The following is a 21612-nucleotide window of genomic DNA, read 5'->3' on the forward strand; positions in this document are numbered from 1 at the left end:
GCTACGCCCCTCGACCCGGGTCTAAAAAGCGGGCACCCCTGTCGGGGTGCTTCGTTCACCACCCTTTACAATGAGTTGAATGGTTTCTGTACCACTCAAATGCGTCACCCCTGCCTGTCCACCATCCTATATCATGGTCTCGAGGGTAAAATAGGGTACTCACCTAAGAGATGAGTACAAAGGCGGGGCAGCGTCAGGATTGCTGACACTGCCCCGCCTATGGCTTAGCTATGCTCTATCGAGCAGATGCCGGATCAGTAAGCGCGGCGAACGATCCAGGCGTCGCTGAAGGCAGGAGCGTACTTCTGCATGATGGCATCACGCGAGCGGACGGCTTCTTCCTTGGTGTCGTGACCGGTGACCAGCACGCGGTACATGCCGGACTCGTTCTGTGCGAGGATCGCCTCGCTGTAGCCGGCACTGATCATACGCTCGCGGAGTGAGCGGGCGTTGGTGATGTTCTTGAAGCTTCCGATGCAGACGCTGAAGGTGCGGATGCCATTGGGTGCACTCTCACCCTCGGGGACAGACAGTCTCTCCTCGCGGACGTCAGAGTTGTCAGCTACCACGATCGGCTCCTCCTGGGTGTAGGTGCTTTGCTGAGCCACCTCACGCTGCTGAGCCTTCTCGTACATAGAGCGATAGGCGCTCTTCTTGGGCTTGCATGAGGTCATGCAGCCACCTACAATGAGCAGCCCCAGCGCAGCTACGAGTACATTCTTTTTCATGATGAATTTGTTGTCTAAGTAATAATCTATTTTTCTCGACTACAAAAGTAGCCATTATTGGACAAAATAGCGAATAGACAACATCTTGGAGCTGATAAATAAGTATAAAGTGATGCCCTCGGAGGATCGATTACCTCCCTACGGTCCTGTCTCGGTCTGGGTGAGAACGGCATAAAAAGGTGGCACACAGGAGTATGAGCTCCGGTGTGCCACCATAATAGGATTTCTGCTCAGGAGTGGTTACTCTACATCCTTGAGCGGCTTGATGTCCAGTCGTACGGGCTGGGTGAGATTCTCCGGATCCATGATCTCATCGAGCTGCTCCTTGGAGAGGATCCCCTTCTCGAGGACGAGGTCCACGATGCTCCTGCCTGTCGCCTGTGCCTCTTGAGTGAGGTGGGTCGAGTTGTCGTAGCCGATGTAGGGATTGAGCGCCGTCACGATGGAGAGGCTGTCGTAGACCTGCTTGCGAGTGTGCTCGGCATTGGCCTTGATGCCGTCGATGCAGAACTCTCTCAGGGTGTCCATGGCACGCATCAGGAGGTCAGAGCTCTCGAAGCAGCACTGGACCATGACCGGCTCCATGGCGTTGAGCTCCAGCTGAGCCGCCTCACCTGCCATCGTTACGCAGACATCGTTGCCGATCACCTTCATGGCGATCTGGGTCACCACCTCGGGGATGACTGGATTGACCTTACCGGGCATGATGGACGATCCGGGCTGACGAGCGGGCAGGGTGATGTCTCCGAGTCCTGCGAAGGGACCGCTAGAGAGGAGACGCAGGTCGTTGGAGATCTTGCTGAGCTTGACGGCAAGGCGCTTGAGCGCTGCGGAGTAGCCTACCATATGAGAGGTGTCGGAGGTGGCTCCTACATAGTCCTTGGTCGGCTTGATATCCCACTCGGTTATCTTGCGGAAGGCCTTGATCACCGCCTCACGGTAGCCGGGCTGAGAGCAGATACCTGTGCCGATGGCTGTGGAGCCCATGTTGAGCACGAGGAACTGCTTAGCTGCATGCTCGAGATTGTCGATCTCCTCCTCGAGGATCGAGGCAAAGCCATTAAAGGTCTGCTCGTGCGTCATCGGGACGGCATCCTGTAGCTGGGTGCGACCGATCTTGAGCATCCCGCGGAATTCCTTAGCCTTCTTCCTCAGAGACTTGATGAGCTCATCGAGGTGAGGTGTCAAGTCGAGGAAGGTGAGGTAGAGTCCGATGTGTGCAAATGTGGGATAAGCATCATTGGTGGACTGAGAGAGATTGACGTGGTCGTGGGGATCACAGTGCTTGTAGTCTCCATGCTCGTAGCCGAGGATCTCGAGCGCCCGATTGGCGATCACCTCGTTGGCATTCATATTGGCCGACGTCCCTGCTCCTCCCTGGAACATATCGATGCAGAACTGATCTCTCAGCTCCCCATCGCGGATCTCGTCGCACGCCTGACACATAGCCTTGAAGACATCCTCCGGCAGCTCATTGAGCTCGTGATTGGCCATGGCGGCAGCCTTCTTGGTGATTGCCATCGCCTCGATGAAGCGAGGGTAGGTCGAGAGCTTATAGGGGGAGAACTGGAAGTTGTCCATCGCTCTCTGGGTCTGGATACCGTAGAGGTGATCCATCGGGATCTGCATGCTGCCGAGTAAGTCCTTCTCAGTACGCATCTTGGGATTTCCCATAATAATAGTTGTGTTTGTTATGGATTGATTAGTTATGATTTGATCGTGCTACAAATGTACAGATTATTGTTGACTGAAGAGACAGGGGCAGTCGGTTTGGCAGAAGAATGGTATGGATGGAGCGACTCATGACCACAGTGGTTGTCTCATCTCGATCAGGAAAAAACTAATACCGGTATTAGTTTTCTCTATGATCGGTATTAGTTTACTCTATTACCGGTAATAGATTGATGCGGTATTTACCAGGGGAGAGAGGTCCCTTAGGGGCAAAAGAAGAGTGCCTGCGGTCATGCGACCACAGGCACTCTCTTACTTGATTAGATAAGGGTCTCTTATCTCATCTCTTATTTCTCGTCCTCAAGGGTGTGGACGATGAGACCGGAGCGAAGCTTCGGCTCAAACCAGGTCGCCTTGGGGGGCATGATGTTGCCGGTGTCAGCGATCTTCATGATCTGTCCCATGGTCACAGGATAGAGTGCCAGGGCCATGATCATCTCGCCACTGTCGACACGACGCTGCAGCTCCTCGAGACCGCGAAGTCCACCGACGAAGTCGATGCGGTCGCTGGTCCTGAGGTCCCCGATCTGGAGGATATCCTCGAGGATCAGGTTGCTGGATACCGTGACATCGAGGATGCCCACGGGATCGCTGTCGTCGTACGTACCGGGCTTGGCGGTGAGGGAGTACCACTGGCCATCGAGGTACATGCTGAAGTTGTGGAGCTTATTGGGATGGTAGATCTCCTTCCCTTTGCACTCTACGTCGAAATTCTCCTCCAGCTTCTTGATGAATTGCTCCTTCGTCAGTCCGTTCAGATCCTTGACTACACGATTGTAGTCCATGACGTGCAGGTGACTGGCGGGGAATGCAACTGCCATGAAGTAATTGTACTCCTCCTTACCGGTGTGATTGGGGTTGGCCTCAGCCCTCTCCTTACCCACTCGGGCAGCAGCGGCAGAGCGGTGGTGACCATCAGCAATGTAGAGGGCAGGCATCTTGTCAAACTCTCTCGTGATGGTCTCGACGTCGCTGTCGTCACAGATGACCCAGAAGGTGTGGCGGAAGTCCTCCGGAGGTGCGACGAAGTCGTACTCCGGCTCGGTCTTACTGTACTTATCGATGATCGCCTGTAGGTCTGCATTGTCCGGGAATGCGAGGAAGACAGGCTCCATATTCGCATCCAGGACATTGACATGCTTCATGCGGTCATCCTCCTTGGCCTTGAGCGTGAGCTCATGCTTGCGGATGACGTTATTGAAGTAGTCGTGTACGTAAGCACCTACCACAAACCCGTACTGGGTGCGGTCGCCCATGGTCTGAGCATAGAGGTAGTAGCAGGGCTTGTCGTCCTGTACCAGCCAGCCTTCCTTGACAAACTTGTCTCTCTGCTCACGAGCCGAGGTGTAGACCTCGGGGTCGTGCTCATCCTTGCCGGCGGGGAAATTGATCTCCGGGCGGATGATGTGGTAGAGGGACATCGGATTGCCCTCGGACTCCTTGCGAGCCTCCTCGGTGTCGAGGACGTCGTAGGGACGTGAGCTGACCTTGGTGACCAGATCCTTGGGAGGGCGCCAGCCCTTAAATGGTTTTACTGTAGCCATTATTATGGGGATAGTAGTGGTTACTTATTGACTTGAAACTTCACCTCTCCGTCGCTGAAGAGGGCAACGATCTGATGGGCAGCAGCGAGACCGGCATTGATATTGGCCTCGACAGTCTGAGCCCCCATCTTCTTGGGGGTGGAGAAGTAGCGATCGCCCAGCTTCTCACGATACTCTGCATCCATGTCGGGCATGATATCGGTGAGATACTTGAGGTCCTCGCGCTCCTGCATGAGCTTGAGAAGTCCCGCCTCGTCGATGATCTCCTTGCGTGCAGCATTGAGGAGGACACCGCCCTTGGGCATGTTCTTCACAAGGTCATAATTGATGGATCCCTTGGTCTCCGCTGTGGCGGGGAGGTGCAGGGAGACGATGTCACAGGTCTTGTAGAGGTCCTCCACGTTGGTGAAGTTAGTGACATCCTCGTACTCCTTGGGGGAGCGCTCCTTGCCCTGCTCGAAGAAAGGCTCGAAGCAGTAGATCTCCATACCGAAGCCGCGTGCAATACGTGCGGCGCAGCGGGCGGTGTGGCCGAAGGCGTGGAAGCCGATCTTCTTACCCATCAGCTCGCTTCCGGACTTGCCATTGAAGCGGTTGCGTGCTGCGAAGACGAGCAGACCGAAGACAAGCTCACCGACGGCATTGGAGTTCTGTCCGGGGGTGTTCTCTACGATCACGCCCTTCTCCTTGGCGTACTGGGTGTCGATGGAGTCGTATCCGGCACCGGCGCGGACGATCACCTCCAGCTCCTTGGCGGCGTCGATCACCTCCTTGGTGATCTTGTCGCTGCGGACGATAAGGGCGTTGGCGTCGGCGACAGCCTTGAGCAGCTCATCCTGGCTCTGATACTTCTCCAGCACCTCCAGCTGGTAGCCGGCATCCTCCACGATCTTGCGGATCTGTGGTACTGCGGCGGAGTTGAAGGGCTTCTCAGTAGCTACTAATACTTTCTTAGTCATTGTGATATCAGGCTATCGTGAGTTAGAGGATCTCCTTCTCAAAGTCCTGCATGCACTTGACGAGTGCCTCTACGCTGTAGAGGGGGAGTGCGTTATAGAGAGAGCAGCGGCAACCACCGATGGAGCGGTGACCCTTGATGCCCTCCATGCCTCTCTTCTTGGCGAAGTCGAAGAACTCAGCCTCCTTGTCCTTGTACTCATCAGCGAGGACGAAGTCTACATTCATCAGGGAGCGATCCTCCTTCCGAGCTACGCCGCGGAAGACCTTAGAGCGGTCGATCTCGTCATAGAGTACCTTAGCTCTCTCCTTGGCTCTCTTCTCGAGCTCATCGAGACCGCCGATCTCCTTGAACCACTTGAGGGTCTGCTGCATTACGTAGATCTGGAATACAGGAGGAGTATTGTAGGAGTCGGGGTGATCGACGTGAGTCTGGTAGTCGAGGATCTTCGGGATGGCACGACCGGTCTTGCCGAGGGCATCCTTACGTACGATCACGAAGGTGACACCGGCGGGGGCGATGTTCTTCTGAGCACCGCCGTAGATGCAGATGTACTTGGAGAAGTCGATGTGACGGGTGAAGATGTCAGAGGACATATCGGCGATCAGTGGCACACCTACCTCTGGATCCTCACGCAGCTCTGTACCGTAGATGGTATTATTGGTGGTGAAGTGGAGGTAGTCGTACTCGTCGGGTGAGAGCTTCGGGAGCTCGGGGTAGAAGGTGTAATTGTCATCACGACTGCTGGCGATTACGTCGACGTCGCCTACGACCTTAGCCTCCTCGATGGCCTTGTGAGCCCAGTTGCCGGTATCGACATAGGCAGCCTTCTTCTTGAGGAAATTGACTGCGTGAGCATAAAACTGCAGGCTGGCACCTCCTCCGAGGAAGAAGACCGTGTGTGTATCAGGGATCTCGAGCACCTCCTTGAAGAGTGCTGTGGTCTCAGCGAGCGTGTCTTGGAAGGTCTTGCTACGGTGGGAGATCTCGATCACGGAGAGATCTGTGCCGTTGTAGTTGAGCACCGCACGAGCGGCCTCCTTGATCACACCCTCATCCAGGATACAGGGTCCTGCAGTGAAATTGTGCTTTTTCATGACGATTGTAAAGATGTTTTGAAAAGTGATTGAATGTTGTTCTTGTTACTCTTGTGGTCCAAAGATATGTATTATTTTTGAAGTTAACACAGATTTGTGGCTTTTTTTCTCCATACTTACCATCTCTGTACAGGGGGACAGTTTTTGATCCTTAATGGGTATGTGTCAGAACTGGAAGTAGATAAAGGGCTGGACGCCGGCGCTCCTGAACTGCGTAAGGACCACTAAGACACCTGCAAAGAGCAGTGTCTGTGCCCATAGAGGAGCCCTGGTAACACTACTCTGGAGTGCCAGCCGCCACCTGTCGGGAGAGAAGTGAAGTATGAAGCCGATGATGATGAGTGCTGTCACCATCCGATAGCCTGCGAAGAACTGTGGGATCACCTCAGGGTGGAACTCCTCCGTGATCATCGTCAGCATATCCCATACACCATCGATCGACCCCATACGGAAGAAGATCCAGGTGAAGCAGACGAAGTGAAAGGTGATGATCACGGAGACGACCCGCCAGACCGGACTCATCTCGGCACCGGTGCGACCCAGTCGTGGGAAGAGGCTGAGGAAGAACTTGTGTATCGCAAGTGCCACTCCGTGCATGGCTCCCCAGAGGACGAAGCGGATATTGGCTCCGTGCCAGAGCCCTCCGAGGAGCATCGTGATGAGGAGATTGAGGTAGGTCCTCGCTTTCCCCTTCCTATTACCCCCCAGAGAGATGTAGACGTAGTCCCTGAGCCAGGATGATAGGGAGATGTGCCAGCGACGCCAAAACTCGGTGATCGTTGCTGACTTGTAGGGGAAGTCGAAGTTGGTATTGAAGTGGTACCCCATCCAGAGCGCCAGCCCGATGGCGATGTCGGAGTATCCGGAGAAGTCGCAGTAGATCTGCAGCGCATAGCCGTAGACTCCCATCAGGTTTTCAAACCCACTGTAGAGCAGCGGCTGATCGAAGACTCGGTCGACAAAGTTGAGCGAGATGTAGTCGGAGATGACCCCTTTCTTAAGCAGCCCACAGATGATGAGGAATAGTCCCCGCCCGAAGTCCTCACGGCTCACCCGCGGGATCCGGTGGATCTGAGGGATGAAGTCGACCGCTCGGACGATCGGGCCGGCTACCAGCTGTGGGAAGAAGGATATGTAGAAGAGGTAGTCGATCCAGCGCTTGAGCGGCTCTATCTTACCTCTATATATGTCGATCACATAGCTTAGTGACTGGAAGGTGAAGAAGGAGATACCCACCGGGAGGAAGATGTCGAAGTGCCGTCCCTCCGGACTTGCTCCGAAGAGCGGGGCAAAGGAGTCGTAGAGGAAATTGGTGTACTTGAAGTAGCAAAGCAGCCCGAGATCAAGCAGAAGGCTGAGGATGAGCCAGCCCTTCTTCCCCGACCTGCTCTCGCTCCGTGCTATCTGTCGTCCGATGATGAAGTCGGTTGTCGCTAAGAGGATTAGGAGGACGAAGTAGACTCCGCTGGAGAGGTAGTAGAAGTAGAGGGAGAAGAGCACCACCCAGATCGTCCTCGGGAGATGGCGCTTGCGTAGCAGGTAGAATACCGGGACAAAGAGGAGGAAGAGGACCAGGAAGAGCCCGCTATTGAAGAGTAGGGGTGAGCTCGGGTCGTAGGTCAGTAGCTCTGTGATTTGTTGCCACATGGGATGCGTTAGTTGGTCATTGCGCGTGAGCCGAGATAGCGCTTGTAGTCCTTGGCGAGCGCATCGGCTATGGAGTTTCCGAGAGCCTTGTAGCCCTCAGTGGTGAGATGGATCCGGTCACTGCGGAGCAGCCCATCGGATACCAGTCTGTCGGCTCCTCTCTCTCCGCCGAAGATCTCGAATGTATCAATGTATCCGACACCGAGAGCCTTTGCCTCCTCTGTGATGGCATGGGAGACCTGCTTGATGTTGGGATTGGGAGCGGTGCGACCCCGACGACGCGAGACGTAGCTCATCAGTGGGGTGGAGAGGACGATTTTTGCCTCAGGGCAGTTTCTCCTCAGTTGATTGACGAGGCATCTGACCGATCCCCTTACTGCCGATGTGTCGACTCGCCCCATGGCATCATTGGTCCCGAGGGAGATGATGATCAGATCCGGCTTTAGCTTCGATACGGATCCGGTGAAGTGATCCTTTAGGTAGGTCTGATAGGTAGCGCCATTGTGTCCGAGGGTGTGCACTGTCACCCCCGGAGCTCGACTCTCCAAGCTTGCTCCATAGAACGTTGCTCCGGCCGGTATCACCAGCTTGGTAGATGTGACGCTGCGCTTAAGGTCGAGGGTATCCGTCTCGCAGAAGCTTGAAGTGAGGAGGGAGAAGGGTCTGCGTGGGGTGTCTGCCCAGTCCCCTGCGAGAGAAAAGGGTCGGTCGTTGTGTCCGTGGAGGACCACCACCCGATCAAATCGGATGCCCTCGCTTGAGGAGAGCGTCACCTCCTGAGGTCGGGAGGAGGTCGACCTCACCTCTATCCCTGTGGGACCTTCTCCGGCATAGGATCGGCGGGTGATCTGATCGGTCGCATAGCCGCCTTGCCGTCCCTCCAGCCTTAGATGGCGCGGCTCATTGGTCCCCAGTAGACGGTAGGGGGCGATCAGACCGGGTCCGGAGAGACCAAACTGTCGTCCGAAGTACTCCCGGATCGGCATCGTGAAGAACCCCGCCTGTACGTGCGAGTCACCTAAGTGGAGCACGATCACGTGATCGCTCCCGCCCGGGGTCGAGCAGCGCTGCCATACAGGATCGAGGTAACCACTCGGAGCGACCATCCTTACCGCACGCTCCAGTCGGTAGAGATCGTGCGGGGACTCCTGCTGAGCCTCGAGCGTAGTCCCCGTGCTGAGTATCAGTAGGGTCAGCAGCTGCAGCCTGAGTGAGTGGAATGGGGAATGTCTCCGCATGACCTTAGATGGAGTCCTTCTTTGCCGTGCTCTCCGGAGCTGTGGAGCTCTTATCCTGCTTCAGCGTGTCTGCTGAGACTGTTGCCTCCTTCTCCCTCACTGCTTGAGTCGGGAGGAGTGATTCCTCGAGGGGAGTCTCAGCCACCTGTCCGGTCAGCTGGTCGATGGGGCTCTCTACCAAGTCCTGCACGAGCCGCTTGGAGAGCTCCCGACCACCGGCAGAGCTGAGGTGAGTGTAGTCCTTTGCCGCCCAGCCCTTGGAGACGAAGCTTCGGATCCCTCCCATTGACCTTATGGTGCCATAGGTATTGAAGAAAAGGGCATGGTACCTCTTCGCCAGACGCTCCTGTACCTCCACCATCCTTGGCACGCCCGGAAGCGTATAGACCTCGCCGTCGTACATCTGCCCTCTGTCGGAGATCGAGAGGATCAGGAAGATCGCCTCAGGGTAGATCTCGTGGAGACGGGAGAGTACTCGATCCATCCCCTTATAATAGTAGCCATAGTCGTTGTGGAGATCCTTCGGGCTCACCACATTGAGTCCATAAGCCAGCACGATAAGGTGGTAGGGTCGGATACTGTGGAGATCACTTGAGAGGGTAGGGGAGACCGATCCCAGCTGCAGACCCGATGAGCCCCTCAGGCTCATATTATCCACTCGCACACCCCTGTCTCCGTCCATGCAGACCCCGTAGAGCCTTGTCCCCTCTGACTGAGGGAGATCAAGGCGAAGCGAAGAGACCTGTCCTCCCATCTTCACGCTACGCAGGTTGTCTCCCGTCGGGGGAAGGGGTACCTCTGTCGGTGTGCCGCCATTCACGGTAGCACTGATCAGCAGGCTGTCCTCTGACGAGTAAAGGAGTGTCGCCCGATCGACCGGACGTTTATTCTCGTAGCTGACCTCGGCCTCTCCAACCGCCTGCTGGTAGGATCCGGTGATCAAGAAGTGGCTCCCCCGAGGGTGCTTGAGAGCATTGTCATCCAACCACGACCCCGAGAAGCGGTGCTTGATCGTCTGTCGAAAGCGTGCCGTGACGGAGGTGAGTGGCACATAGCCGACTCCCCCGCCTCCGTAGCGCGTCTGGAGAGCCTCGCGGAAGTGCTCCACTAAGATATCACCCTCGATAAAGGAGTCGCCGAGGAATGCTACATTGACCGGCTGATCTCCCGCCTCTGCGAGGATCTCCCTCAGTCGGGTGAGCGCCGTTCCTCCAGAGTAGTCGGTCAGTCCTATCGGGATCAGTCCGGCAGCGGTTCGCTTCACGATACTGTCTACTTGCAGCGTATCCGTTGCCTCCTCTACCGCTTCACTTTCGAGACGCTCAAGGCTGTCGCGCCGCATCGCCTCGGCCAGCAGAGGATCCTCGGGCGGCGTATCAACCCCCTGAGCCACCTCTCCTCCCGGTGTGGGGAAGAGGTCACTCAGAGGGTTGAATACCTTGACCCCAAGGGAGGGGAAGAGCTCTCTCAGGGTAAAAGTTACCCCAAAGGCAAGTCCTGATGCAGCGAGGAGGAGAAGTACGGACTTGAGTATCTGATGATCTCCTCTACTCATCTATTATAAGTCACTTCTCTTCCTGAGGATGACCGGACTGAGTCTTCAGGTAAGCCTGATACTCCGGGCTGGCGGCACCACGCCCCTCCTTTACCTCCTTATTCAGCACGGCACGCATGTAGTAGTAGGCGACGACACCTGAGATCAAGCTCCCGAGGAGGATACCGAGCTTGGCGTCATTGAGATACTCGACACCGATGGCACCGAGCGATGCGGGGTAGGCAAGGGTCGCTACAAAGAGAGATACGGTAAAGCCGATACCGGCAAACATTCCTATGCCAAGCAGGTTTCGCTTTGTCATGCCCGGAGGAAAGCTGACCACGCCGAGCTTCGTGAAGAGCCAGGTGAAGAGGAAGATCCCGAGCGGCTTACCGACCACCAGACCCAGCATCACCGCGAAGGGTACTCCGCCGGCAAAGTCACTCAGTGGCACATCTCCGAGTGCGATACCGGCATTGGAGAAGGCAAAGAGCGGCAGCACAACATAATTCACGAAGGGGCTGATGATGACATTCATCCGCTGCACCGGGCTGACCACCTTGGATGAGGTGTTGCGCAGCTGCGTGAGTGTGTCGAGCTGTGAGGCAGACATGTAGACTCTATTCTTGCTGTGCTCCACAGGATAGGTGTCGAAGTGCTGCCTGGCCACATTGATCTGGTCCATCAGATCCTTCGGTACACCCATCGGGACGTAAGGCACGCAGAAGGCGAGCAGTACGCCGGCGATCGTCGTGTGGATGCCCCCGTGGAGGAAGCAGAGCCAGACGAAGAAGAACATCAGGTAGTAAAACCACTGCTGGTACACTCCCCTCTGACCACAGAAGCGGGTAAAGATCAGCAGGGCTGCAGCGATCAGTAGCGGCAAGAGAGCCAGTCCCTCAGAGTAGAAGATCGCAATGACAAGGATCCCGCCGATATCGTCCACGACGGCCAGCGCCATCAGGAATACCTTCAGCGTCGTAGGTACACGACTGCCGAGCAGTCCGAGAGCCGCAAGAGAGAAGGCAATATCGGTAGACATCGGGATGGCGGCACCTCTCAGTACAGTGGGGTTGCCGCTCTCCACAAGAGCGAAGCAGGCGACCGGTATCACCATACCACCGATGGCCGCCAGGACAGGCAGGTTTGCCGTCTTGAAGTCCGACAGGGACCCGCCCACCATCTCATGCTTGATCTCCAGACCTACGGAGAAGAAGAAGAAACACATCAGGGCATCATTGATAAACTCGCCCAGGTTCATCGTCCTCCCGTGGTGGCTAAAGACCTGCCAGTCTCCTATCTGAAGATTGATCGGAGTCTCAAGCAGCGAGAAGTAGTAACTGCTCCAGGGGGAGTTGGCTAAGATGAGTGCCAGCACAGTGGCTCCAAATAGGTAGACAGCGGGATTGACCCCCTTGAGGAAGCCGAGCATCGACTTACCATCGCTTCGCCTGTAGGAAGTACTATTTGACATGACGTTCCTGATAAAATGTATCTTGATGTTACTTATTGACCTTTACCTGATGAGTCGGAGGGAGCAGCCTGTTGCGCTCCTCTACCGCTCCGATCATCTGCTCTGCCACGTGACGGAATGCAAGCCCCGACACCGTCTCTCGTAAGGCGACCGGCTTACCCTCGTCACCTCCCTCGCGTACGCTCTGCACGAGAGGGATCTGTCCCAGCAGCGTACTCCCGGTGAGCTCTGCCAGAGCCTCTCCGCCGCCCTCGCCGAAGATATGATACTTGTGATCCGGCAGCTCGGCAGGGGTAAACCATGACATATTCTCCACCACACCGAGGATCGGCACAGAGACCTGATCCAGGCGGAAGAGGTTGATCGCCTTGATCGCATCGTCCGTGGCCACGCTCTGAGGAGTAGTCACGATGATCGCCCCCGTGATGGGAAGTGTCTGGACCAGTGTCAGCTGTATGTCCGACGTGCCGGGAGGGAGGTCGAGGAGGAGATAGTCCAGCTCGCCCCAGTTTCCCTCGCGGATCAGCTGTCCGAGGGCATTGGATGCCATGGATCCGCGCCAGGCGAGTGCCTGATCCGAGTCGACAAAGTGTCCGATGGAGAGAGCCTTGACCCCATACGCCTCTGCCGGGTGGATCAGCTCCTTGCCATCCACCTCGTCGAGCCACGGCCTGTACTCCTGCACCCCGAGCATACGGGGGATAGAGGGACCGAAGATATCCGCATCCAGCAGTCCCACGCTGTATCCGAGAGCGGCCAGCGACACTGCGAGATTGGTCGTTACGGTGCTCTTACCGACACCTCCCTTTCCGGAGGCGATGGCGATGATATTCTTTACCCCCTGTAGTGGCGGTTCCTCATCGGTTGTGGGTGTGGGGTCGGGAAATAGAGGCGTGATCTCCACCTCGAGCTCGGGCGAGATCTCTCGCTTCAGCACCGCCTCCGCTGCCCTCAGGACACTCTTGTGGAAGGGATCCCGACTTTTCTTGAAGCGGATGGAGAGGGAGACCTTATTCTCCTCGATCCTGATATTGTCCTCCACCATCCCTGAGGTGACGATGTCTGACTCCTCGCCCGGGTATCGGACGCTCTTCAGTGCATCCCGGATCAGCGCCGGGTATAGTGTGATATATGGCATCTCTACTCTTGTGATTATTCTTCTTGGCTTCCTTTGCCCACCACCTCGGATCGCCTGGACCGACCGTAGCTCCTGTAGCTGTCCGGCTCTATCTCCACCTCCGGCTCAGCCGGATCCTCAGGCAGCTGATCCAGCAGCAGTCGCAGGTACTTGATCGAGATCCCTCGGGCGATCCACTGCTGCTCGTAGTAGGTCTGTATCGTCCGGAGAGGGGAGTCCGGCGTGGCCTCCTCGCCGACGTCCGTCATCCGCTCCTCGATCGTCAGCCCATTGACCTCAGCCACCGCCTCGGTGTAGCGGAAGAGGAATTGAGAGTCGGTCTTGAGATGCAGCACCGACGGCTCTGCCAGGATCTGACGGTACATGGACATGAAGCGGGGCGAGGTGAGTCGCCGCCGGCTCTTGCGCATCTGCGGGTCGGGGAAGGTGAGCCATATCTCGGAGATCTCGCCCGGGGCAAAGAAGGTCTCCAGAAACTCTATCTCAGCCCTCAGGAAGCGCACATTCTCCAGCCCCTCCTCGTCGGCAGTCTTGGCTCCCGCCCAGAGGCGGTTTCCCTTGATGTCCATGCCGATGAAATTGTGATCCCGATAGGTGCGCCCCAGCTCCACGGTGTACTCGCCTCTCCCACAGCCGAGCTCCAGTATGATCGGATTTCCATTACGGAAGACCTCATCCGACCAGTGTCCCTTGTGGGGGAAAGTCATCCCCTCCCTCCGAAGTGTCTCGAAGGGGTACTGTAGGACATTGGTCAGCCGGTCGATCTCGGCAAATTTCTCTAACTTGCTTTTGCTCATTCTCTACTAAGGGCAAATTATAGGTGGGTAAAGGTACCAAAAACGTAGGTTATCGCTTCTTGCTAGAGAGGCAGTGAGAGTCACGCTTCCCACCCGTTCCGGATAGAGTGAAAACTATTACCGGTATTAGTCCGAAGCTTTACCGGTATTAGTTGTCACTAAACCCGATAATAGATTTGCTCCCTCTTCGCGCAAAAAAAAAGACCCACAGGCGGAACCTATGGGTCTTTTGACTACTGGGATCTGCTGAAGTTAAATCACCTCATGTCCCTATCGTAATAAATGAGTGCTTGATCACATCTCCTCAAAGTCTGCGTCCTTGACGTCACCCTCTCCGGAGTTGTCTGAGGAAGCACTGCCTCCCGTGGTGGTCTGCTGACCTGCCCCCGGAGCACCCTGCTGGGCATCACCGCCCTGCTGGCCATACATCTGGGCAGAGAGACTCTGGAAGATCGTATTCAGCTCCTCCATGGCGGTGTCGATACCTGCAATGTCCTGAGCCTTGTGTGCCTCCTTGAGCTTACTGAGTGCAGCCTCGATCTTGGACTTCTCGTCCGCGGGGATCTTGTCGCCGAGATCCTTGAGCTGGTTCTCGGTCTGGAAGATCACGCTGTCGGCCTGATTGAGCTTATCGATCTTCTCCTTCTCCTTCTTGTCGTTGTCGGCATTAGCCTCTGCCTCAGCCTTCATACGATCGATCTCCTCCTGAGAGAGACCGCTGGATGCCTCGATGCGGATCTTCTGCTCCTTGCCGGTTCCCTTGTCGCGAGCGGATACGTTGACGATACCATTGGCATCAATGTCGAAGGTCACCTCGATCTGAGGCACACCACGCTTGGCAGGGAGGATGCCGTCGAGATTAAACTTCCCGAGGGACTTATTGTCCTTCGACATGGGACGCTCACCCTGGAGCACATGGATCTCCACAGAGGGCTGGTTGTCCGCTGCGGTGGTGAAGATCTGAGACTTCTTCGTCGGGATGGTGGTATTGGCGTCGATCAGCCTGGTCATCACGCCGCCCATGGTCTCGATACCGAGTGAGAGCGGGGTGACGTCGAGGAGGAGGACATCCTTCACATCTCCGCTGAGCACACCACCCTGGATGGCAGCGCCGAGGGCGACTACCTCGTCAGGATTGACGCCCTTGGAGGGCTCCTGATTGAAGAGCTTCTTCACCAGATCCTGGATGGCAGGGATACGGGTGGATCCACCTACGAGGATGACATCATTAATGTCAGAGGCGGAGAGTCCGGCATCGGCAAGCGCCTTATTCACCGGCTCGATACAGCGCTGGATGATGTCGTGGCAGAGCTGCTCAAACTGAGCTCTCGTCAGCGTCTTTACCAGGTGCTTAGGCACATTGTCCACAGAGGTAATGTAAGGCAGATTGATCTCCGTCGAGGTGGTGCTGGAGAGCTCGATCTTAGCCTTCTCGGCGGCATCCTTGAGACGCTGCAGAGCCATAGGATCCTTACGGAGATCGACATTCTCAGTGCTGAGGAAGTCATCTGCCAGCCAGTCCATGATGGCGTGGTCGAAGTCGTCACCGCCGAGGTGAGTGTCACCATTGGTACTCTTCACCTCGAAGACCCCGTCGCCGAGCTCGAGGATGGAGATATCGAACGTACCACCGCCTAAGTCAAAGACGGCAATATTCATATCCTTATCGCTCTTGTCGAGACCATATGCCAGAGCAGCGGCAGTAGGCTCATTGACGATGCGGCGTACGTTGAGCCCGGCGATCTCACCGGCCTCCTTGGTGGCCTGACGCTGAGAGTCGCTGAAGTATGCAGGTACGGTGATGACAGCCTCCGTCACAGCCTCGCCGAGGTAGTCCTCTGCGGTCTGCTTCATCTTCTGGAGCACCATCGCGGAGATCTCCTGCGGGGTGTACATTTGTCCGTTGATGTCTACCTGAGGCAGATCGTTGCCACTTGCTACGACCTTGTAGGGCATGCGAGATGCCTCCTTCTCGATCTGGGAGTATCTCTCTCCCATGAAGCGCTTGATGGAGTAGATCGTGTGCTGAGGGTTAGTGATAGCCTGTCGCTTGGCAGGATCTCCCACCTTGCGCTCGCCACCGTCCACGAATGCGACCACACTCGGTGTGGTCCTCTTGCCCTCGCTATTAGTAATCACGACGGGCTCCTTATTCTCAAGTACAGCCACACACGAGTTGGTTGTACCTAAGTCGATTCCGATAATCTTTCCCATTTCTATCTCTATATATTATTAGTTTGTTGTCTCTTACAGTGTGGTCTCGCCTGTGCGGTGAGCCTGCACCCACATACTTACAAACCTTATGCCAAGTCTTCCGGCTCCTGACGGACCCTTGTAAAATGTGTCAGCCCGGGACTCAATATCCGACAGATGGGGTGGGGGATGGGGACAAAAAATGACGTGAGCCCGACTGATAGTCAGGCTCACGCCTAAGTGTGCTTGGTAAGGTAAGGAGTAGAGATCCTTACGTTACCGGATCATCAATGTGAAGATTACTTCTTGAGATCCAGTCCGGAGCCGGGCTTAAACTTTACAGACTTGCGAGCAGCGATCTGCATCTTCTTGCCGGTCTGGGGATTGATGCCGGTGCGAGCGGCACGCTCTGTGGTGTAGAAGGATCCGAAGCCGATGATGGTCACTCTCTCGTCCTTCTTCATCTGATCTGCAATGACGTCACAGAAAGCTGCGACAGCCTTCTTGGCATCAGCCTTGGTCATCTCACCCTTCTTGGCTACTGCCTCAATGAATTCGGTCTTGTTCATGATAAAATGGTGTTGGTTGTGAATATGTATAAATTTAGTGCATGTCTGTGTGAGAAAGTGACAGACCGCTAATGCGCTCTATGACACCTCTTCTACGTGCTCAAATGTAAGAACTTTTATTGAATTACAATATAAATCATCACTAAAAAGTAGATAAAACCGTCTTTTCCTGGTGAATATCAGGCGAACGGCGCCATTTTGTGTAATAAAGATAGCAAAATGGAGCTCTCAGTCGGGTGGTCTCCTTCCCCAAAGTGCCGGTGTCTTATGCTCCACCCCGTCCGTACTCTGCGCGATAAGGCCGACCAGGCGCTATTGCAGGGGAAGGAATTATATTGTACCTTTGCACTACGCTTCTGGGAAGGATTTCGCGGAAGTATTATGGTGCCCATAGCTCAGTTGGTAGAGCGCTGGATTGTGGTTCCAGATGTCGAGAGTTCGAACCTCTTTGGGCACCCTACGGAGACTTTACATTCGCTTGTAGAGTCTCTTTTTTTGCTCCTGATGGTAAAAAAAGAGTGGCAGCGCCTCGGAATAGAGGCGCTGCCACTCTGCTTTACATTATAGCTCCTTACTTCTTAGCGGAGTCTACTCTCTGGAAGAGGTCATCGATGGCTGCCTTGAGCTGGAGGTCGTTGTCAGTCAGGAAGTCCTCGGGTGAGTTGTAGACCGTGATCTCAGGATAGATGGCTCTATTCTCGCGGGCGAGGTTGTCCGTCCCGGTCATCGTCACCTGTGGGATACCGAAGACGAGATCCTCATTGACCTGCGTCTCCCACCATACGGCGGTCATGGTACCGGCAACGGGGGTACCGACCAGCTTACCGAGCTTCAGAGTCTGGTAGGTCCAGGGGGTACCGTATGCGTCGGAGTAATTGTCCTCACTCACCAGCATATTGGAGGGCTTGTACCACTGCATGAAGGGCTCGGAGCCGATGTACTGACCTCTTGGCTGGAAGCGTGCGTACTCCTTGCCACTAAGCAGGATCGCCACATCATTGTGCAGCCAGCCGCCGCCATTGTGACGCGTGTCGACGACGATCGCATCGCAGCCGCGGTACTTGCCGAGCATCTTGCTGAATACCCGACGGAAGGATCCGCTATCCATTCCCTCGATGTGGACATAGCCGACGCGACCGTTGCTCCACTTCTCAGTCAGAGCCGCCCGACGGTCTACCCATCGGTCGTAGAGGAGAGACGACTCCTGACCGAGTGAGATGGGTACGACGGACTCCTCGACCTCCTTGCCACTCTCATCCCTAAGCGTCACGACCGTACGCTGTCCGGTGAGGCCATTCAGGTAATGCTCGATCGGGAGGTCCTTGGAGATGGTGGTTCCATTGATCTTGAGGACAATGACTCCCGGCTTGGCAATCGACTTGGCGCGGTCAAAGGGGCCACCCACGATCACCTCGGTGATCTTCGCTCCCTCACCCTCGTAGCTGTCGTCGTAGAAGAGTCCGAGAGAGGCGGTACGAACGGTCGACGCACCACCAAAGTAGCGCATACCGGTGTGGGAGCCATTCAGCTCGCCGAGGAGCTCACTGCAGAGCTCGGCGAAGTCGTAGTTGTTATTGATGAAAGGCAGTATCTCACGATAGCTGTCGGAGTAGCCCTTCCAGTCCACGCCATGGAGACTTGCGTCGTAAAACTTGTTCTCCACCTGGCGAACCATATGGTCGTAGATGTACTCCCGCTCCTTAGCTGGGGAGTACTCGAAGCGTGCAGAATAGGTGAGGGGAGTGATGTCCCTGCCCTCGATCTTCTTGAAGCCGTTGTAGCCAAAGAGGTAGAGGGTCTTCCCATCCTTGCTCATCTCCAGCGAGCCGCTACCGGTGTCGCCAACAATCTCCTTGGTCTCCTTCTCGGCCAGGTCGAGACAGTAAAGGTTGGTCTTCCCGTCGAAGGAGGCGAGGTAGTAGAACTTGTCTCCCTCCGGGGTCACGGCGAAGTCAGACTGAGAGCCACTCGTGCGGGTGATGCGGACAATCCGCTTGTCGCGATTGGAGAAGTCGAAGACGAGAGGCTTTACCTTGTCCTCATCCTTGCTCTTCTTATCCTTCTTTCCCTTTTTCTTGTCCTTGTCGCTCTTATCTGCGCTCTCCTTCTTCTCGTCCTTGTCCTTCAGGAGCACCTCGCGCTCCTCCTTGTCGAGGAGGAAGCGATCGTATGCGTCCTGATCGAGGAACATTAGGTAGATGTCCGTCTGAGAGCCCCAAGAGCCGTGGCTGCGGTAGCCGGCGTAGTCGCAGTAGTAGGCGATGGCCTTTCCGTCGAGGACGAAGCGAGCACCGACGGCATTGTATCCGGTCTCGGTGAGATTGACCAGTTCGCCGGAGCCGTCCGCCTTGACGAGGGCGACATCGGCGTTATTCCAGCCGCCATTGCCCATGAAGTTGGTCAGGATATGCCTCGAGTCGGGACTCCAGGTAAACCATTGGTCTCCGTCAGAGTAGGAGTAGTTGTACTTCTTATTCAGCACCTCGGTACTCTTGCCGCTGGCAAGGTCGAGACAGTAGACTGCAGCGCGATCCCTTAGGTAGGCGATCTTCTTGCCGTCGGGGCTGAAGACCGGCTGGAAGGCAGGTACCTCCTTCTCGTGAGTCAGCTTCTTCTCCTCCAGCTCGGTAGCGTAGGTAAAGGTCTTCTCATCGGAGCGCTTGATAGTGGTCTGGTAGAGATTCCACTGATCCTCCCGCTCAGAGGAGTAGACGAGGGTACGACCGTCGGGGCTGAAAGTCAGGTCTCGCTCTTGCTCCGGAGTATTGGTGATCCGCTTCGTCGTGCCGTACTCTATATTTGCGACATAGACATCACCGTGGACGATAAAGGCGTACTCCTTATTATTAGGAGAGAGCTTGGCTTCAGAGGCACCTGTCAGGTAAGTCTGGAAGAACTTCTCCTGCTTGCTGTTGTCGGCGATCACCTGCACGGGTAGCTGCTTCGCCTCTCCACCCTTGGGCATGTAGTAGAGCCGACCATTCCAGGAGAAGGCGACGTTACCACTATTGTCCATAGAGAGATTGCGGACCGGGTGCTTCTTAAAGTTGGTCAGCTGAGTGGGGTGGGTCGGATCCGCGAGAGTGGCGCGGTAGACATTGAAGTTACCATCCCGCTCGCTCAGGAAGAGGAACGCCTCCTCGCCCGGGAGCCAGATGGCGTTGCGATCCTCGCCCTCAAACGCCGTGATCTTGGCAAACTTGCCGGTGTTGCCATCCGGAGTCCACATCCATATATCTCTGGCGACGGGCGACTTGTGGTGCTTGCGCAGAGGATCCTCGTACCCCTTGAAGTCGGTAAAGAGGATCCGACCGTCGGTGCGATTGATCGACGGCATCTTCATCGTAAATGCAGAGAAGAGGTGTGGCCGTCCGCCGTTGGTCTTGATCCGGTAGACCTGCGAGAAAGAGCCGCCGGGGAAGATCCCTGACTCCTTAGTAGGACGATAGCCGCACTCGTAGAGGACGGTCTCGTTGTCTAAGAAGGCGACCGGCGTCTGGGTCTTACCATTGATGTAGGTCAGTTTCCTTGCCTGACCGCCCTGACGGGAGGCGAGGTAGACGTGGAAGGTGCCGAACTCTCGGTCGGACGAGAAGGCGATGCTCTGTCCATCCGGACTCCATACCGGTGCCGTGTCGTACGCAGGATTGGACGTGATCTGCGTAGCTGTGCCGCCACTCACCGGTACGGTGAAGATATCCCCCTGGTAGGTAAAGGCGATCACCTTACCATCAGGGCTGATGGCGGTGTTTCTGATCCATCCCGCATCCTCCGCCTGTCCCAGGGCGGCGAGGGGAGCTGCCAGTGTCAGGAGCGACACCGCGAGCAGCTTCATGGTTTTGTCCATAAGTTTCGGAGTAATATTGAGTGAAACAATTGTATTCCTTAGATCACATAGATGAGCTCGCAGAAGAATCCCACCAGCACCGGCACCAGAATGTTCGTCACTATTCCGTGGAAGATAGAGGGGATCGTGTAGCTGGCACCCACAGACTTCTGCACCACAGGGAGACAGACATCGGCGCTATTGGCTCCACAGAGTGAGATCGACGCCATGGGGCCGATCTTATTTCCTATGAGGGGAACCATCAGGAGCGCGGTCGCCTCTCGTATGATATTTGAGATCAGAGCAACGGTAGCGAGAGAGGCGGCACCGTACGATCCGATGATGATACTCGAGAGGGAGTACCACCCGAGACCGGCGCCGATGGCAGCACCCTCCAGTCCAGAGATGCCCGGGGTAAATAGGGTCATAAAGGCTGCTCCACAGATACTACCGATGCAGGTGAAGACGGGAAGCGTCCAGATGATCCACGGCATCTTGAGCATAAGCTTCACCTTCTCCATGTCGGTACCAAGGTTTAGTCCGATGACGAAGAGGAGAATGTAGATCACAAACATCGAGGTCCGTGAGTCGAGCAGGATCGCGGGGACGTTGTCCCCCATAAAGTATCCCACGAGTCCGCCGCCGATGAGGCAGGCAAAGATGATGAGGCTGTCTTTCATTGCTTATGTGATGGCTGATTCTTCTTATCCATATACTTCCCAATAAATCGCCACATCCCCCATCCGAGCAGGACGCTGCAGACCACAGCCCCGATCGTGAGCAGAAGGGCTGAGATGCCGATCTGACCGAGCGAATTGATCGCCTCGTGGTCGCTCCCGATCTCGATCCCGAGCAGGAAGAGCAGGATACAGATGATGACTGAGGAGAGCCAGGAGGGGACTGTGAGCCTCTTGGTTCGTCGGTTGATCAGCGCTCCGATGAGCATGCCGACCGCAAATGAAGCAACGATGATGATCGTGTCCATATCATTACAAGTAAAGTTAGTAGCACCCCCTCTCGGAACCATCTCCGACCCTGGGAGAGAGGTAAGCGACGGCACGCCTGAGGATGCATGCGTAGCTGTGCTTAGGAGCTACGCTACTCATCTATTCTAAATTAAAGGTTGCAATGAGCTCTA

16 protein-coding genes and 1 tRNA gene are annotated in these 21612 nt (G+C 55.8%); 1 reads left to right on the forward strand and 16 read right to left on the reverse strand.

The genetic code is table 11. The features are described from left to right. Window positions 1–254: 254 nt before the first annotated feature. From B088_RS04880 to B088_RS04940, 13 genes are all read right to left on the reverse strand, one after another. Window positions 255–728, reverse strand: a complete 474-nt coding sequence (locus tag B088_RS04880) for an SPOR domain-containing protein (protein WP_018107297.1) — start codon at window positions 726–728, stop codon at window positions 255–257. Between the two features lie 240 nt (window positions 729–968). Continuing rightward, window positions 969–2402 carry an aspartate ammonia-lyase gene (locus B088_RS04885; RefSeq protein WP_018107298.1) on the reverse strand — a complete coding sequence of 478 codons (1434 nt, stop codon included), beginning with the start codon at window positions 2400–2402 and terminating at the stop codon, window positions 969–971. Window positions 2403–2746: 344 nt separating this feature from the next. Beyond that, a complete protein-coding gene (locus B088_RS04890; RefSeq protein WP_018107299.1) occupies window positions 2747–4003 on the reverse strand; it encodes a DUF1015 domain-containing protein in 1257 nt (418 codons plus the stop codon). A 20-nt stretch (window positions 4004–4023) separates the two neighbouring features. Further along, a complete protein-coding gene (locus tag B088_RS04895) occupies window positions 4024–4962 on the reverse strand; it encodes an NAD(P)-dependent oxidoreductase (protein WP_018107300.1) in 939 nt (312 codons plus the stop codon). A gap of 22 nt (window positions 4963–4984) precedes the next feature. Further along, window positions 4985–6058, reverse strand: a complete 1074-nt coding sequence (serC, locus tag B088_RS04900) for a 3-phosphoserine/phosphohydroxythreonine transaminase (RefSeq protein ID WP_018107301.1) — start codon at window positions 6056–6058, stop codon at window positions 4985–4987. Window positions 6059–6223: 165 nt separating this feature from the next. Continuing rightward, window positions 6224–7705: an MBOAT family O-acyltransferase gene (locus B088_RS04905; protein WP_018107302.1), complete on the reverse strand. Its 1482-nt coding sequence runs from the start codon at window positions 7703–7705 to the stop codon at window positions 6224–6226. Between the two features lie 8 nt (window positions 7706–7713). Beyond that, window positions 7714–8943, reverse strand: a complete 1230-nt coding sequence (locus B088_RS04910) for a GDSL-type esterase/lipase family protein (RefSeq protein ID WP_018107303.1) — start codon at window positions 8941–8943, stop codon at window positions 7714–7716. 4 nt (window positions 8944–8947) lie between these two features. Then, a complete protein-coding gene (locus B088_RS04915) occupies window positions 8948–10498 on the reverse strand; it encodes an SGNH/GDSL hydrolase family protein (RefSeq protein ID WP_018107304.1) in 1551 nt (516 codons plus the stop codon). 10 nt (window positions 10499–10508) lie between these two features. Further along, window positions 10509–11951, reverse strand: coding sequence for a Na+/H+ antiporter NhaA (nhaA, locus tag B088_RS04920; RefSeq protein ID WP_026170501.1), 1443 nt, complete (start codon window positions 11949–11951; stop codon window positions 10509–10511). A gap of 28 nt (window positions 11952–11979) precedes the next feature. Next, on the reverse strand, window positions 11980–13089 hold the full coding sequence (locus B088_RS04925) for an Mrp/NBP35 family ATP-binding protein (protein WP_018107306.1): 1110 nt from the start codon (window positions 13087–13089) through the stop codon (window positions 11980–11982). Window positions 13090–13103: 14 nt separating this feature from the next. After that, window positions 13104–13886 (reverse strand): tRNA (guanosine(46)-N7)-methyltransferase TrmB, encoded by a 783-nt coding sequence (gene trmB, locus B088_RS04930; RefSeq protein ID WP_018107307.1) that lies wholly within the window; start codon window positions 13884–13886, stop codon window positions 13104–13106. A 294-nt stretch (window positions 13887–14180) separates the two neighbouring features. Then, complete coding sequence (gene dnaK / locus B088_RS04935; protein WP_018107308.1) at window positions 14181–16100, reverse strand: molecular chaperone DnaK; 1920 nt, start codon at window positions 16098–16100, stop codon at window positions 14181–14183. A 278-nt stretch (window positions 16101–16378) separates the two neighbouring features. Beyond that, a complete protein-coding gene (locus B088_RS04940) occupies window positions 16379–16672 on the reverse strand; it encodes an HU family DNA-binding protein (RefSeq protein WP_281109922.1) in 294 nt (97 codons plus the stop codon). A gap of 360 nt (window positions 16673–17032) precedes the next feature. Here B088_RS04940 and B088_RS04945 point away from each other — a divergent pair. Then, window positions 17033–17105 (forward strand) — tRNA-His (locus B088_RS04945). A gap of 114 nt (window positions 17106–17219) precedes the next feature. On the opposite strand, the gene B088_RS04950 is transcribed toward B088_RS04945, so the two are convergent. Genes B088_RS04950 through B088_RS04960 form a run of 3 tightly spaced genes read right to left on the reverse strand, consistent with a single transcriptional unit; the run spans window position 17220 to window position 21459 of the window. Further along, a complete protein-coding gene (locus B088_RS04950; protein ID WP_026170502.1) occupies window positions 17220–20483 on the reverse strand; it encodes a S41 family peptidase in 3264 nt (1087 codons plus the stop codon). A 50-nt stretch (window positions 20484–20533) separates the two neighbouring features. Further along, complete coding sequence (locus tag B088_RS04955) at window positions 20534–21154, reverse strand: LysO family transporter (protein ID WP_018107311.1); 621 nt, start codon at window positions 21152–21154, stop codon at window positions 20534–20536. Then, window positions 21151–21459 carry a LysO family transporter gene (locus B088_RS04960; protein ID WP_018107312.1) on the reverse strand — a complete coding sequence of 103 codons (309 nt, stop codon included), beginning with the start codon at window positions 21457–21459 and terminating at the stop codon, window positions 21151–21153. The genes B088_RS04955 and B088_RS04960 overlap by 4 nt, the downstream gene beginning before the upstream one ends. Between the last annotated feature and the right edge of the window lie 153 nt (window positions 21460–21612).

The sequence above is a fragment of the Porphyromonas bennonis DSM 23058 = JCM 16335 genome (assembly GCF_000375645.1).
GTDB classification, from domain to species: Bacteria; Bacteroidota; Bacteroidia; order Bacteroidales; family Porphyromonadaceae; genus Porphyromonas_A; species Porphyromonas_A bennonis.

Coding starts and splice junctions, on each gene's coding strand:
- B088_RS04880 (WP_018107297.1), bottom strand. CDS start 728: ATGAAAAAGAATGTACTCGTAGCTGCGCTGGGGCTGCTCATTGTAGGT.
- B088_RS04885 (WP_018107298.1), bottom strand. CDS start 2,402: ATGGGAAATCCCAAGATGCGTACTGAGAAGGACTTACTCGGCAGCATG.
- B088_RS04890 (WP_018107299.1), bottom strand. CDS start 4,003: ATGGCTACAGTAAAACCATTTAAGGGCTGGCGCCCTCCCAAGGATCTG.
- B088_RS04895 (WP_018107300.1), bottom strand. CDS start 4,962: ATGACTAAGAAAGTATTAGTAGCTACTGAGAAGCCCTTCAACTCCGCC.
- serC (WP_018107301.1), bottom strand. CDS start 6,058: ATGAAAAAGCACAATTTCACTGCAGGACCCTGTATCCTGGATGAGGGT.
- B088_RS04905 (WP_018107302.1), bottom strand. CDS start 7,705: ATGTGGCAACAAATCACAGAGCTACTGACCTACGACCCGAGCTCACCC.
- B088_RS04910 (WP_018107303.1), bottom strand. CDS start 8,943: ATGCGGAGACATTCCCCATTCCACTCACTCAGGCTGCAGCTGCTGACC.
- B088_RS04915 (WP_018107304.1), bottom strand. CDS start 10,498: ATGAGTAGAGGAGATCATCAGATACTCAAGTCCGTACTTCTCCTCCTC.
- nhaA (WP_026170501.1), bottom strand. CDS start 11,951: ATGTCAAATAGTACTTCCTACAGGCGAAGCGATGGTAAGTCGATGCTC.
- B088_RS04925 (WP_018107306.1), bottom strand. CDS start 13,089: ATGCCATATATCACACTATACCCGGCGCTGATCCGGGATGCACTGAAG.
- trmB (WP_018107307.1), bottom strand. CDS start 13,886: ATGAGCAAAAGCAAGTTAGAGAAATTTGCCGAGATCGACCGGCTGACC.
- dnaK (WP_018107308.1), bottom strand. CDS start 16,100: ATGGGAAAGATTATCGGAATCGACTTAGGTACAACCAACTCGTGTGTG.
- B088_RS04950 (WP_026170502.1), bottom strand. CDS start 20,483: ATGAAGCTGCTCGCGGTGTCGCTCCTGACACTGGCAGCTCCCCTCGCC.
- B088_RS04955 (WP_018107311.1), bottom strand. CDS start 21,154: ATGAAAGACAGCCTCATCATCTTTGCCTGCCTCATCGGCGGCGGACTC.
- B088_RS04960 (WP_018107312.1), bottom strand. CDS start 21,459: ATGGACACGATCATCATCGTTGCTTCATTTGCGGTCGGCATGCTCATC.